The following is an 11,277-nucleotide window of genomic DNA, read 5'->3' on the forward strand; positions in this document are numbered from 1 at the left end:
CGGAGCGTGGCGCATCCATACTCCATTTCTTACCAAACGTAGCAAAGCACTTCACCACCCAAATTCTGACGACGCGCTTCGCGGTCAGTCATGATTCCACTGGATGTAGAAATAATGGCAATACCGATACCACCTAGCACTCTTGGTAATTCTTTGCGATTGGAGTAAACACGCAAACCAGGTTTACTCACTCGTTTCAAGGCTGTGATCAGGGGCTGACGATTTTTACCCTTATATTTCAAGGAAATCACCAGATTTTGTTTAATCCCTTCTCCAGATTCGGAAAATTCAGCAATAAAGCCTTCATCCTGAAGGACTTTAGCGATATTGCGAGTCATTTTTGTTGCTGGCACTTGTGTAGTTTGATGCCTTGCCAGATTAGCATTGCGGATGCGCGTCAGCATATCTGCAATTGTGTCGTTAGCCGCCATCGTTCCCTCTTTAGATGAACTTATTGATCGCGAAAGGGCATTCCCATTTCTTTTAGTAAGGCACGACCCTCTTCGTCATTTTTTGCTGTGGTGATAATTGAAATATCAAGACCACGGATTTGATCGATGCTGTCGTACTCAACTTCTGGAAAAATTAGCTGTTCTCGTACACCCAGAGTGTAGTTACCCCGCCCGTCAAAGCTTTTGGGACTAACACCGCGAAAATCGCGGATTCTGGGCAGTGCCAGGCTAACCAATCGGTCGAGAAAGGCATACATACGTTCGCCTCTGAGAGTCACCATGATGCCAACTGGCATACCTTGACGAATTTTGAAGCCTGCGATCGCCTTTTTTGCCCTTGTCACTACTGGTTTTTGACCAGTAATCAGTGCAATTTCGTTTAAAGAAGCTTCTAATGCTTTCGCATTTTGAGCCGCTTCTCCCAAACCCCGGTTAACAGTTATTTTTATTACCTTCGGTACTTGATGAACGTTGGTATATTGAAACTGTTGCGTTAGCTTGGGGACAATTGTCTCTTGGTATAAATTTTTGAGTCTGGTTGTCGCCATAGTTTTTGTCCTGATTATCCCTGGTCTTGGTCAGGGAATTTTAGATTTTGGATTTTAGATTTTGGATTTTGAATTAAAAATATCTAAATCTATTCAAATCTAAAATCTCACCCTATTTACGGGTTATTTGTCTAAAATCTCGCCTGTTTTTTTGAGCATTCTCACTTTCTTCCCTTCGGCTGTGAAAGTGTAGCAAACACGACTAGCGACGTTTTGCTTGGTGGAATAGAGCATCACGTTAGAGCTATGAATGGGAAACTCCTGAGAGACGATTTTCCCAGATTCACCTTCTTGCTGAGGTTTAACGTGCTTAGTTTTAATATTCACACCTTTGACCAGCACTTTGCTGAGTTGGGGTAGTGCTTTGATTACTTCACCAACTTTACCTTTATCTTTACCAGCAATTACTTGTACAGTATCGCCAGTTTTGACGTGCATTTTATGAAAAACTTTGGGTTCTGGCTTTGCCATTACAGCACCTCCGGCGCGAGAGAAACTATTTTGGTAAAGTTTTTATCGCGTAATTCCCGTGCTACAGGGCCAAATACCCGTGTACCTCTGGGATTACCATCTTTGTTAATGATAACTGCGGCGTTATCATCAAAACGAATGCTCATACCGCTGTCTCTATTAATGCTTTTCTTGGTACGAACAATTACAGCTTCGACAACATCAGACTTTTTGACAGCCATGTTGGGTTGAGCATCTTTAACAACGGCGATAATTTTATCGCCCACACCGCCATAACGACGGTTTCCTGCGCCTAATACACGGATGCACATTAACTTACGCGCTCCGCTATTATCGGCAACATTTAGGTAGCTCTGGGGTTGAATCACAATTAGTCTCCCGGTTAGAGTTGTTAATTTGATAACAACTATTTATGTTGTAGCTTTAGCGTTGAGGATTTCTGTGACTTGCCAACGCTTAGTTTTGCTCAGGGGTCGAGTTTCCTGAATACGCACACGGTCGCCCACTTTGCAGTGATTATCTTCATCGTGAGCCTTATAGCGCCGGGTTCGAACTACAATTTTGCCGTACTTGGGGTGAGGAGAGCGGTTTTCTACAGCCACCACGACCGTTTTTTGCATTTTGTCGCTCACTACCAAGCCAACTCGTTCTTTGACTGCCATAATCTCCTACTTTTCTTCTTTAGTCGATTGACTTGCTACCCGGCTGCGTTCTCCCTCTACTGTTAATAGTTGGGCTAAACGATGGCGGGCGTGTCTGAACTGGTGGGGTTTTTCTAGTTGTCGAGTGGCTTTTTGCAAGCGCAGCTGAAATAGTTGTCTTTTAATAGCAACAATTTCTTCAGCCAGTTTCTCGTCACTTAATTCTCTAGCTTCTGAAATTTTGGAAAGAGCCATATCCTACTCCTGCTCCTGTGGTTGAGAGCGGACAATAAACTTAGTTTTAATTGGTAGCTTATAGGCAGCTAATCGCATGGCTTCACGAGCTATTTCTTCAGAAACACCAGCGATTTCAAATAAAATTCGTCCAGGTTTGACTACTGCTACCCAAAATTCTGGATTACCTTTACCAGAACCCATCCGGGTTTCTGCTGGACGCATGGTGACAGGTTTGTCGGGGAAAATGCGAATCCAGATTTTGCCACCCCGGCGGATATAACGGGTCATTGCCCGACGAGAAGCCTCTATTTGGCGAGAGGTAATCCAAGCTGGTTCTTGAGCTTGGAGGGCAAAATCCCCAAAGTTCAGGGTACTACCACGGGTAGCAAGCCCTTCCATTCGTCCGCGTTGTTGTTTGCGGAATTTAGTTCTTCTAGGACTTAACATGGTTTGCTATTTGTCGGTGGTCAGTTGTCAGTTGTCAGTTGTCAGTTGTCAGTTTGTGCCACTAACCTATGACTACTGACTAACGACTATGCTTCATTGGATCGATCTTCAAATTGCTGGCGACGGCGTTGTTGTTGACGACGACGAGGTTCGCGTTCGCGAGTTGTTGGTTGGGCTGGTGTTTCTTCCTGTCCAGGGATAATTTCTCCCTTGAAGACCCAAACTTTGATGCCCAGAATGCCGTAAATTGTTTGCGCTGTACAGTAAGAATAGTCAATATCAGCCCGTAATGTATGCAGAGGTACTCTACCTTCGCGTGTCCACTCTGTCCGGGCAATTTCCGCACCGTTGAGCCGACCACTGACTTGAACTTTTATTCCTTGTACACCCGCTCTTTGAGCGCGTTGAATAGCTTGACGGACTACTCGACGGAAAGAAACGCGGCGTTCTAATTGTTGAGCAATATATTCAGCAATCAGGTAAGCATCAGCATCAACTCGTTGAACTTCAACTACGTTAATGCGAATTTGGCGATTGCTGCCCAAAAGCTCTTGGAGTCCGGTACGGAGTGATTCTATACCTTGTCCACCACGACCTACTACTACACCTGGTCTAGCTGTCCGGACTTCTAGGTCGATTTGGTCAGCTTTGCGCTCAATACGTACTTCGGAAATACCAGCGTTGTTTTGAGCGTATCTACCCAGTTTTTGGTCTATGTATTTACGAAGTTTGTGGTCTTCTTGTAGTAGTTCTGGATAACGATCAGGAACGGCAAACCACCGAGATTGATGTTCTTGAGTAATACCCAGACGAAAACCGACTGGATGAATTTTCTGTCCCACAAATGCTTCCTCTAAAATTTCTTACTGTACGCAATTAGTTGTGTCTGTCTCTTGGTTATTTGCCAGTGCTACCAGCGCCAACAGCAACAGTTATATGACACGTTGGTTTGCGAATTTGGTAAGCTCTACCCTGCGCTCTGGGTTGAAACCTTTTTAGAACTGGTCCTTGGTCGGCATAGGCCTGAGTAATAACTAGTTCGCCTCGGTCTAACCCTTCGTTATGCTCTGCATTAGCAGCCGCGCTTCTTAGTACCTTTAATACTGGTTCACAGGCGCGATAGGGCATGAATTCTAGGATGATCAGTGCTTCTCGATATGACCTTCCCCGGATTTGATCGAGTACGCGACGCACTTTGTAGGGAGAAATGCGGATATAACGAGCGATCGCCTTAACTTCTGTAGTATCAATTGCCATAATTGTCTCCGTTTTTGCCATTTGTCTTTAGCTAATAACTAATGACTAATGACTATCTCCCTGATTTTTTGTCACTTTTCCCATGACCTCTGTAGGTGCGTGTGGGGGCAAATTCTCCCAACTTGTGACCTACCATTTGTTCATTGACAAACACTGGAACGTGCTGTCTACCATTGTGAACTGCTATGGTATGACCTACCATCATCGGCAAAATTGTCGAAGCTCTCGACCAAGTTTTAATTACTTGTTTTTCGTTTTTAGCGTTCAGCTTTTCAATTTTGCTGAGTAGGTGATCAGCAATGAAAGGACCTTTTTTTAAAGAACGACCCATAATTCGATTTTGGATTTTGGATTTTGGATTTAGAATTTCGGATTTTGGATTTTGGATTTTTAGGTTTCTGATTGAGGTTTCCCAATTTTTCGATGCCTACAAGTAGACCCGATCTAAAATCCAAAATTTAAAATCTCAAATTCTAAGACTGACGACCACCGCGACCGCGTTTAGAAGACTTACGACGGCGACGTACAATTAATTTAGTGCTTGCTTTTTTGCGCTTGCGTGTCTTCGCACCTAAAGCTGGTTTACCCCAAGGTGTCACAGGACCTGATCTACCGATGGGCGCTCTACCTTCACCACCACCATGTGGGTGATCCACAGGGTTCATGACGCTACCTCTAACCTTGGGACGACGACCTTTCCAGCGGTTTCGTCCGGCTTTACCCGCACTCAGGTTTCTCGCATCAGTGTTGCCTACTTGGCCAATGGTGGCGTAGCATTCACGGCGAATCATGCGAACTTCACCAGAAGGTAATTTGAGAGTTACATAATTACCTTCTTTAGCCACAACTTGGGCTGTTGCACCAGCAGCACGGACAATTTGACCGCCTTTGCCTGGTGTCATTTCTACGTTGTGAACGTTGGTACCTAAAGGAATTTTAGATAAAGGTAAGGCATTACCATCTTCATAGGGAGCATCAACGCCAGCAATAATTGTTGCGCCGACTTTCAAGCCATTGGGATGTAAAATATACCGCTTTTCGCCATCTTCATATTGAACTAGGGCGATTCGCGCATTCCGGTTAGGATCGTATTCAATTGCTGTGACTGTAGCAGCAATATCCCGTTTATCTCTCTTAAAGTCGATAATCCGGTATAGTTGTTTGTGTCCGCCTCCCCGACGACGGCTGGTTATCCGCCCTTGATTGTTCCGACCTTTGGGACGATGTACTGATTCTGTTAGTGATTTTTCAGGCTCAGTTTTGGTGATTTCCGCAAAGTCGGAGATTGTAACTTGGCGAGTACTAGGGGTATAAGGGCGATAAGAACGAGTACCCATAAGTAATTTTTGATTTCGGATTTTCGATTTGGGCTTGAGAATTTTATTGATTTCGATTTCTGATTTTTAATTGTTTTTTGGTGATTATTTACCAGCCCAATCTAAAATCTAAAATCTAAAATCTAAAATTCTTAGACATCTGGGAAGAGAAGTTTTCTGATTTTGTCTTCGTCTCCAGGTGCAACGGTGACAATAGCTCGTTTGTATTGAGGCTTGTAACCGATAAATTTACCAACGCGACGCTGTTTGCGTGGTGGTAAGGCAGTGTTGATTTTTATAACTTTGACTTGAAACAAGTCTTCAATTGCGGCTTTAATTTCTGGCTTGCTCGATTTTGGAGTTACTTCAAATGTGTATTTATTTTGCTCCATAAGGATGGTCGCCTTTTCTGTCAGAATGGGGCGACGCACTAGGTCAGCAAGGTTGCGGGGGTCAAAGTTAGGCACTGTAGACCTCCTGAATTTTTTCTAAAGCTGCTGGTGTCACAACGATTTTGTCAGCGTGGAGCAAATCGTAAACATTTAACTGGTCAGCTGCAATTAGTTTTAAGTTCTCTATGTTGCGGGCTGATAAAAGTACGTTTTCTGCTATTTCAGACAAAATTAACAAGGATTTTTGTTCTGGTGCTGCTCCCCAACGGGTTAATGCTGCTACCAAGTCCTTGGTTTTGGGTCGTTGTAGTTCGTTGCTAAATTCTTCTACAACAATTAAATCTTCGGCGCGACTAACGAAGGCTGTCCGCAGTGCTAAACGTCTCTCTTTACGGTTTAACTTGAGGTTGAAATCTCTGGGCTTTGGTCCAAAGATGACACCACCACCACGCCATAAAGGTGAACGGATAGAACCAGCACGGGCGCGGCCTGTGCCTTTTTGCCGCCAAGGTTTGCGACCACCACCACGCACTTCGGAACGAGTTTTTGTGCTGGCTGTTCCTTGGCGAGAATTGGTCATTTGTCTGACGAGGGCGCGATGTACTATATGCGCCGCTGTTGCTTCTTTGGCAACTCGCAAGTCAAAGCTGGTTTCGCCAACTTGCTCTCCTTGCCAATTTTTAACTACACTCTCAACCATCTTTGTGTCCTTTCTCGGTTGCCAGTGGTCAGTTGACGCTGACAGCTAAACAACTAAAACTATTTACTATCTACCGACTTTATTTGTGGGTACGACATTCACTAATGCACCTGGTTTACCAGGGATAGCACCCTTAATCAGGATTAAGTTGCGATCTGCATCTACTCGCACTATGGTCAGTTTGCGAATTGTGACTCGAGTACCTCCCAAACGTCCTGCCATCCGTTTTCCAGGATAAACACGACCAGGGGTTGTACCTGCACCGATGGAACCGGGCGCTCTGTGGTTTTTAGAACCATGTGACATGGGACCGCGACCGAAGTTATTACGCTTCTGGTTGCCGGCAAAACCGCGACCGATACTTGTACCGATTACATCGACAATTTGACCTGCACTAAAAATATCTGCTTTAAGTTCTTGACCTAAAGCATAATCACCGGAGGCATCAGTGCGATACTCGTTCAAGTGACGCAATGCTGGAGCGGATGATTTAGCTAGGTGGCCTAGCAGGGGTCTGTTTAACGCCTTGGGTTTAACTACGCCATAACCAATTTGAATGGCACAGTAACCGTCGGTCTGTTTTGTTTTAACTTGTGTAACAGTGCATGGCCCGGCTTGAATTACGGTAACAGGAATGGCTACTCCTGCTTCGTCAAATATTTGGGTCATGCCCAGCTTGGTGCCGAGAATACCTACAGACACAGTAACTGGTTCTCCTTTCTAGTTGCTGACCTTGGAATCGGATTTTTAGAGACAAGTGTGAATAACGTCATCACGGAGGCTTTATCCTCCGAAATTTGCACTGTCTAATGCCAGTCCAAATCTTTTGTGACGTAACAAACTACGACTCTGCTGTTTGGTGAATCCGTTTATTGTTCACTCACTTGGTCACCAGAACAGTCATAATTACCTTCTTTATGAAAAGGTGTTACTTCTGAAATCAATCAAGACGTTATTGCTTTGCGCTTTGTGCAGCAATGCTTTCGTCCAAGCGATTGCTCTGGCACTCTCCGATTGTAGTGGGACTTAAGTGGGGATTTTCCGCTCAGTATCCGTTTCCTGAAAATTGCTATTCAGGCTCTACTTCTCTAAATACCTTAAACTATTGTTTGAGGATTTGCCTTTTTTTAGGGGCTGCGGGAGTGAACATGGGCTGAAGCTTTTATTTGGCTTTGGGTTGGCAGCCATTGGCTTCTGAGTTTGACCTGAAAGCTTTTCTAGTTTAGCAGTCTCTTGTGCATTTCCACCAGATTATATCTGGGTAAATTGTGAAGTCATCAAATCATTCGATGTTTTCACTGTTTGAGGGTGCTAAATTAAGAAATTATGCTTAATTTTACTATTTGGTCACAATCTAATAATATAAATCATTGATTTATTTTTGTCTAGTGATTTTTTGGGGTGGTTTTGGTTGAGGGATAGATAAACGTGGGAAATGTAGATCATTGCCTACGCTTGAGGTTTGATATTGCTTGCGAAAATTCTGTCACTTAATCTAACTTAATCTACCATCAAAGGGTGAATAATAGAGATATCTAAGTGGGATAAGACGAAAATCTATGGCACTAATTACCACTGGCAATGGTTTAATCCGCGATTTGGAGAAATTTGGCGCTCTGGGTGTATATGTTCCTCTGGAAGGAGGCTATGAAGGTCGGTATCGTCGGCGATTGCGGGCTGCTGGCTATATTAGTCTCCACATTACTGCCAGGGGATTAGGAGATGTTGCTGCATATTTGACAAGAGTTCATGGAGTTAGACCTCCTCATTTGGGCAAAAAAAGCACTGGTAGTGGTGCAGCGGTGGGTGAAGTGCATTATCTGCCACCGATGATTAGTTCTCATCTAGAACAGCTACCACCTAAGTCTAAGGGTCTATTGCTATGGATTATTGAGGGACATATTCTTTCTGATCAGGAAGTTGAGTATTTGGCTAATTTGCCGAAGTTGGAACCACGGGTAAAAGTTGTGATTGAACGGGGTGGCGATCGCTCTTTCCGCTGGACTCCTCTAGAAAAGACGCTGTTAGCTAGTTAATTACTGGTTAGTGGTCAGTGGTCAGTTGTTGTTTAACTGACTGCTGACTTTCATGAGTTAATTTGTGCTTCAAAAGCTGATGGTGTAGATTAAATCAAATTCTCGATAGATGCCCAGACGGCAAGAATGAGCAGGTTTTTCTAGCAGTTCGTAATCTAAACCACCTGTAATTTGTGTTACTGGTCGCCGCAAGGGTTTCTCGAATTGATACCATTCTCGGTTACTCCATTCAAAGATGGTTGCGTCTAGGGAATTTTGTAATTCTGATGCTAAGAGTAAGAGTTCTAATTTATCTTTGCTACTACCCGTGATGAAGCATTTAAGGGAAACTGATTGAGTGATTAGAGGTCTGGGTTCGTTTGCGGCTATGGTGTTGCATTCCCCCAACTCAATATCATAAGGCTCTAAATGCAGATTTTCTAGTTGCTGCCAGGATGTGGCAATCTCATTGAGGCGGTTATCTAGATATGGTAGCAGTCCTAGTTTGGTATCAGTTAACAGTTGGCGGATATTAGAAAGCTGGGTCATTACTGAGTTTTTCTCCACTATGCAGTCAGATTATCGCTTTGTGGACTAGGTGGGAGATAAAGTTTGGAAAACTTTGTTTATTTGCACTTGCTGTTGAATGGGTTTGTTTTTGTTTCGCGCAAAGGTGCAAAGGTGCATTTTCTCGTAGACAGCTATGAAAAAGACTCTGTTGGTAAGTTAGCGATCGCACTTTACCTTCACTTTACCAGGTGAGTATAGTCAGTAGGTTGAGTTGAGAATTTGGTAATTAGATTAAAAATAAGGGACAATTTTCCTCAAGACTCGTCATACTGAAGTAGGGAGAGAACCAACTACTCCCTCCCAAGTTGGCGTGAAGGTGATCAAGCAAAAATGAGACGTAAATCTACTGGTAGATCAGCTGCTACTGCTTCTAAACCCTCGCTTTTCCAATCTCCTATATTTAACTTCACCACCATTGCTATTTTGGGAGGGGTGTTGATTTTGGGTATTGGGATTGGGATTGCGTTTAGTTCGACAAGCACATTAAGCCCTCAAAATGTAGCTTCCCGTGAATTTATTGATACGAGGGCACCAAACCCTGAAATTTGTGTGCAGTATGGCGCTAGTGCGATGGTGATGGATGCCAGACTGTTTGTGACTCTCAATCCTTTTAATGTTTATGTTGCCCAGCCGAATATCCGTCCTGGATGTGTTCTCCGGCAGAATAACTGGGCAATTTTAGAAAATAAAAAACTTGTCACATCAGATCAGGTAAGAGAATGTAAAAATCGCCTGAATACTTTTGGCTTTACTGGTAACTTGGACAGTGAAAAGCCAGATATTAGGTGTATATATCAAAATGAATCTGCTCAAAACTTTTTCTTATCTCAACCGGGAGCAGTTGGACCTTCTCAGGATACAGAAAGATTCTAAAAATGGAAGAATTCGGGAGTCAGGAGTCAGGAGTCAGGAGAAAGATAAATATATCCTATTTCCTATTCGCTATTTTGACTTTTGACTTTTTATTTGGTAGTGGGTAGTGGTTGACCAAATTCAATGATGGGAATATTGATAATTTGATCTGTATAGTTGTAGGAATTAGGAACATTGGGTGAAGAATTAGGGATGGTAATGGTATTCCCATGATCTGAGGAATTGGGAGAATTGGCTGGGAGGATCATTAAATTGGATAGTTGAGAAGGGTTTTGAGTGTTGAGGGGCGGTACAATTACAAATGGTTGTTGGTTCAAGGGCAGGTTGGTGGATGGTGGTGGGAGAGTCATCAATGGGGCAGGGGATGGTTGATTGGCTGGAGAAGTGTTATTATGGGAAAATATGGGGCGTAAAACCCAGCGAGTAGGGTTTTTTGGGGAAAGGGGCTGAAGTTTCACTTGGTTGGCATCTATAAAACTTCCTGGTTCTAAATCTATGACTATGCGGGTGATATTAGGGCTATATTGGGAAACGCGAATTCTTTGGATGGTTCCAGGATAGTTTTTTTGGGTGTCAACATTGCCTAATTGGGTGTTAGGCAAATCTACAACTAAACGCGGTGGTTGATCAAGGTAGAAATACTCAGGGGTTGTGGCTGAGGAAAGGGAGATTTCTAGTTGCTGTGATTTGGGGTTAAAGTACCATTTGTTGAGTTTGGCGACTGTTGCAGCGGCAAGAATGTTGCTACTGTTGAGGGTCACGACTGCACATAAGCTAAATAAGCTAACAAAAGGACATAAGGGGAAAATTTTCGGGTTTCTGAGTTTAATTTTCATGTATGTTAATGGCTATTTGATTTGGGTTGTGCTTGTTGATCTGTTTGGGGTACGGCGGTAAATTCTAAAGTTGTGGAATTTTGATTAAGTTTTATTTGACCGGGAACATTATTTTGATTGATTTGTGACATTTGAATGGCTATGGGTTGAGTTGCTTTGGTTTGGGAAATAGGATCTTGACAGAAATTGGCAATGTCTATTTTGCCAGATAAATCTAGGTTTTGATTTTTTAAGATGCCTGTAAGATTAAGTTGTTGTTCTGTATCTGCATTGGTGGTTGCTGGTGATAATGAGGCATTTAGGTAAATACCAGATTGTAAAATATTGAGAATGAGTTTGTTTGTTTGTTTGCAGTTTGGCAAATTTTTGGACAGGGTGAGACTATAGCGGCTGTTAATGGGGGAGGTGGGGTGGAGATGATTTTCACCATAGGCGGTGACTGTTTTGAATAAGATGAGAACTGATGAGATCGCTACTCCATAAAAGGCTAAGGATTTAAAATTGAAATTACTGATCATGGGT

Annotated in this window: 20 protein-coding genes; 3 read left to right on the forward strand and 17 right to left on the reverse strand. The window is 43.2% G+C overall.

Annotation, left to right across the window (positions count from 1 at the left end; translation table 11 throughout):
- Positions 1–29: 29 nt before the first annotated feature.
- From rpsH to rplC, 14 genes are all read right to left on the reverse strand, one after another.
- Complete coding sequence (rpsH, locus tag ACLLO5_RS07985; protein ID WP_013191482.1) at positions 30–431, reverse strand: 30S ribosomal protein S8; 402 nt, start codon at positions 429–431, stop codon at positions 30–32.
- 20 nt (positions 432–451) lie between these two features.
- On the reverse strand, positions 452–1,000 hold the full coding sequence (gene rplE / locus ACLLO5_RS07990) for a 50S ribosomal protein L5 (RefSeq protein WP_413174934.1): 549 nt from the start codon (positions 998–1,000) through the stop codon (positions 452–454).
- A gap of 123 nt (positions 1,001–1,123) precedes the next feature.
- Complete coding sequence (rplX, locus tag ACLLO5_RS07995; RefSeq protein WP_413174935.1) at positions 1,124–1,471, reverse strand: 50S ribosomal protein L24; 348 nt, start codon at positions 1,469–1,471, stop codon at positions 1,124–1,126.
- Entirely contained in the window at positions 1,471–1,839 is a 369-nt protein-coding gene (rplN, locus tag ACLLO5_RS08000) for a 50S ribosomal protein L14 (RefSeq protein WP_413174936.1), read from the reverse strand. Before rplN ends, rplX begins: the two co-directional genes overlap by 1 nt.
- Before the next feature lie 42 nt (positions 1,840–1,881).
- Entirely contained in the window at positions 1,882–2,133 is a 252-nt protein-coding gene (gene rpsQ / locus ACLLO5_RS08005; RefSeq protein ID WP_413174937.1) for a 30S ribosomal protein S17, read from the reverse strand.
- Between the two features lie 6 nt (positions 2,134–2,139).
- On the reverse strand, positions 2,140–2,367 hold the full coding sequence (gene rpmC / locus ACLLO5_RS08010) for a 50S ribosomal protein L29 (RefSeq protein ID WP_413174938.1): 228 nt from the start codon (positions 2,365–2,367) through the stop codon (positions 2,140–2,142).
- 3 nt (positions 2,368–2,370) lie between these two features.
- Positions 2,371–2,796, reverse strand: a complete 426-nt coding sequence (rplP, locus tag ACLLO5_RS08015; RefSeq protein ID WP_413174939.1) for a 50S ribosomal protein L16 — start codon at positions 2,794–2,796, stop codon at positions 2,371–2,373.
- 86 nt (positions 2,797–2,882) lie between these two features.
- Positions 2,883–3,638, reverse strand: coding sequence for a 30S ribosomal protein S3 (gene rpsC / locus ACLLO5_RS08020; protein WP_013191475.1), 756 nt, complete (start codon positions 3,636–3,638; stop codon positions 2,883–2,885).
- Positions 3,639–3,693: 55 nt separating this feature from the next.
- Complete coding sequence (gene rplV / locus ACLLO5_RS08025) at positions 3,694–4,053, reverse strand: 50S ribosomal protein L22 (RefSeq protein ID WP_413176033.1); 360 nt, start codon at positions 4,051–4,053, stop codon at positions 3,694–3,696.
- A 52-nt stretch (positions 4,054–4,105) separates the two neighbouring features.
- On the reverse strand, positions 4,106–4,384 hold the full coding sequence (gene rpsS, locus ACLLO5_RS08030) for a 30S ribosomal protein S19 (protein ID WP_013191473.1): 279 nt from the start codon (positions 4,382–4,384) through the stop codon (positions 4,106–4,108).
- Positions 4,385–4,526: 142 nt separating this feature from the next.
- On the reverse strand, positions 4,527–5,390 hold the full coding sequence (rplB, locus tag ACLLO5_RS08035; protein ID WP_413174940.1) for a 50S ribosomal protein L2: 864 nt from the start codon (positions 5,388–5,390) through the stop codon (positions 4,527–4,529).
- Between the two features lie 131 nt (positions 5,391–5,521).
- The gene (locus tag ACLLO5_RS08040; RefSeq protein ID WP_413174941.1) at positions 5,522–5,836 is read right to left on the reverse strand and encodes a 50S ribosomal protein L23; all 315 of its coding nucleotides are present in this window, start codon (positions 5,834–5,836) and stop codon (positions 5,522–5,524) included.
- The gene (rplD, locus tag ACLLO5_RS08045) at positions 5,829–6,461 is read right to left on the reverse strand and encodes a 50S ribosomal protein L4 (protein WP_413174942.1); all 633 of its coding nucleotides are present in this window, start codon (positions 6,459–6,461) and stop codon (positions 5,829–5,831) included. Before rplD ends, ACLLO5_RS08040 begins: the two co-directional genes overlap by 8 nt.
- Before the next feature lie 66 nt (positions 6,462–6,527).
- On the reverse strand, positions 6,528–7,163 hold the full coding sequence (rplC, locus tag ACLLO5_RS08050; protein ID WP_413174943.1) for a 50S ribosomal protein L3: 636 nt from the start codon (positions 7,161–7,163) through the stop codon (positions 6,528–6,530).
- Positions 7,164–8,020: 857 nt separating this feature from the next.
- Here rplC and ACLLO5_RS08055 point away from each other — a divergent pair.
- Positions 8,021–8,497: an NAD(P)H-quinone oxidoreductase subunit N gene (locus tag ACLLO5_RS08055; RefSeq protein ID WP_413174944.1), complete on the forward strand. Its 477-nt coding sequence runs from the start codon at positions 8,021–8,023 to the stop codon at positions 8,495–8,497.
- A gap of 69 nt (positions 8,498–8,566) precedes the next feature.
- On the opposite strand, the gene ACLLO5_RS08060 is transcribed toward ACLLO5_RS08055, so the two are convergent.
- Positions 8,567–9,025 carry a hypothetical protein gene (locus ACLLO5_RS08060; protein ID WP_413174945.1) on the reverse strand — a complete coding sequence of 153 codons (459 nt, stop codon included), beginning with the start codon at positions 9,023–9,025 and terminating at the stop codon, positions 8,567–8,569.
- A 63-nt stretch (positions 9,026–9,088) separates the two neighbouring features.
- Here ACLLO5_RS08060 and ACLLO5_RS08065 point away from each other — a divergent pair, with 63 nt between their 5' ends.
- Together ACLLO5_RS08065 and ACLLO5_RS08070 are read left to right on the forward strand one after the other, a co-directional pair.
- A complete protein-coding gene (locus ACLLO5_RS08065; RefSeq protein WP_413174946.1) occupies positions 9,089–9,238 on the forward strand; it encodes a hypothetical protein in 150 nt (49 codons plus the stop codon).
- Between the two features lie 138 nt (positions 9,239–9,376).
- The gene (locus ACLLO5_RS08070; protein WP_413174947.1) at positions 9,377–9,919 is read left to right on the forward strand and encodes a DUF3172 domain-containing protein; all 543 of its coding nucleotides are present in this window, start codon (positions 9,377–9,379) and stop codon (positions 9,917–9,919) included.
- 89 nt (positions 9,920–10,008) lie between these two features.
- Here the strand turns inward: ACLLO5_RS08070 and ACLLO5_RS08075 are convergent, their stop codons facing one another.
- Entirely contained in the window at positions 10,009–10,755 is a 747-nt protein-coding gene (locus tag ACLLO5_RS08075) for an AMIN domain-containing protein (protein ID WP_413174948.1), read from the reverse strand.
- A 5-nt stretch (positions 10,756–10,760) separates the two neighbouring features.
- Positions 10,761–11,273 carry a hypothetical protein gene (locus tag ACLLO5_RS08080; protein WP_413174949.1) on the reverse strand — a complete coding sequence of 171 codons (513 nt, stop codon included), beginning with the start codon at positions 11,271–11,273 and terminating at the stop codon, positions 10,761–10,763.
- Positions 11,274–11,277 lie beyond the last annotated feature (4 nt).

It is taken from the genome of Anabaena azotica SJ-1 (assembly GCF_047275885.1).
Taxonomy (GTDB): Bacteria; Cyanobacteriota; Cyanobacteriia; order Cyanobacteriales; family Nostocaceae; genus Trichormus_B; species Trichormus_B azotica_A.

Coding starts and splice junctions, on each gene's coding strand:
- rpsH (WP_013191482.1), bottom strand. CDS start 431: ATGGCGGCTAACGACACAATTGCAGATATGCTGACGCGCATCCGCAAT.
- rplE (WP_413174934.1), bottom strand. CDS start 1,000: ATGGCGACAACCAGACTCAAAAATTTATACCAAGAGACAATTGTCCCC.
- rplX (WP_413174935.1), bottom strand. CDS start 1,471: ATGGCAAAGCCAGAACCCAAAGTTTTTCATAAAATGCACGTCAAAACT.
- rpsQ (WP_413174937.1), bottom strand. CDS start 2,133: ATGGCAGTCAAAGAACGAGTTGGCTTGGTAGTGAGCGACAAAATGCAA.
- rpmC (WP_413174938.1), bottom strand. CDS start 2,367: ATGGCTCTTTCCAAAATTTCAGAAGCTAGAGAATTAAGTGACGAGAAA.
- rplP (WP_413174939.1), bottom strand. CDS start 2,796: ATGTTAAGTCCTAGAAGAACTAAATTCCGCAAACAACAACGCGGACGA.
- rplV (WP_413176033.1), bottom strand. CDS start 4,053: ATGGCAATTGATACTACAGAAGTTAAGGCGATCGCTCGTTATATCCGC.
- rpsS (WP_013191473.1), bottom strand. CDS start 4,384: ATGGGTCGTTCTTTAAAAAAAGGTCCTTTCATTGCTGATCACCTACTC.
- rplB (WP_413174940.1), bottom strand. CDS start 5,390: ATGGGTACTCGTTCTTATCGCCCTTATACCCCTAGTACTCGCCAAGTT.
- rplD (WP_413174942.1), bottom strand. CDS start 6,461: ATGGTTGAGAGTGTAGTTAAAAATTGGCAAGGAGAGCAAGTTGGCGAA.
- ACLLO5_RS08055 (WP_413174944.1), top strand. CDS start 8,021: ATGGCACTAATTACCACTGGCAATGGTTTAATCCGCGATTTGGAGAAA.
- ACLLO5_RS08060 (WP_413174945.1), bottom strand. CDS start 9,025: ATGACCCAGCTTTCTAATATCCGCCAACTGTTAACTGATACCAAACTA.
- ACLLO5_RS08070 (WP_413174947.1), top strand. CDS start 9,377: ATGAGACGTAAATCTACTGGTAGATCAGCTGCTACTGCTTCTAAACCC.
- ACLLO5_RS08075 (WP_413174948.1), bottom strand. CDS start 10,755: ATGAAAATTAAACTCAGAAACCCGAAAATTTTCCCCTTATGTCCTTTT.
- ACLLO5_RS08080 (WP_413174949.1), bottom strand. CDS start 11,273: ATGATCAGTAATTTCAATTTTAAATCCTTAGCCTTTTATGGAGTAGCG.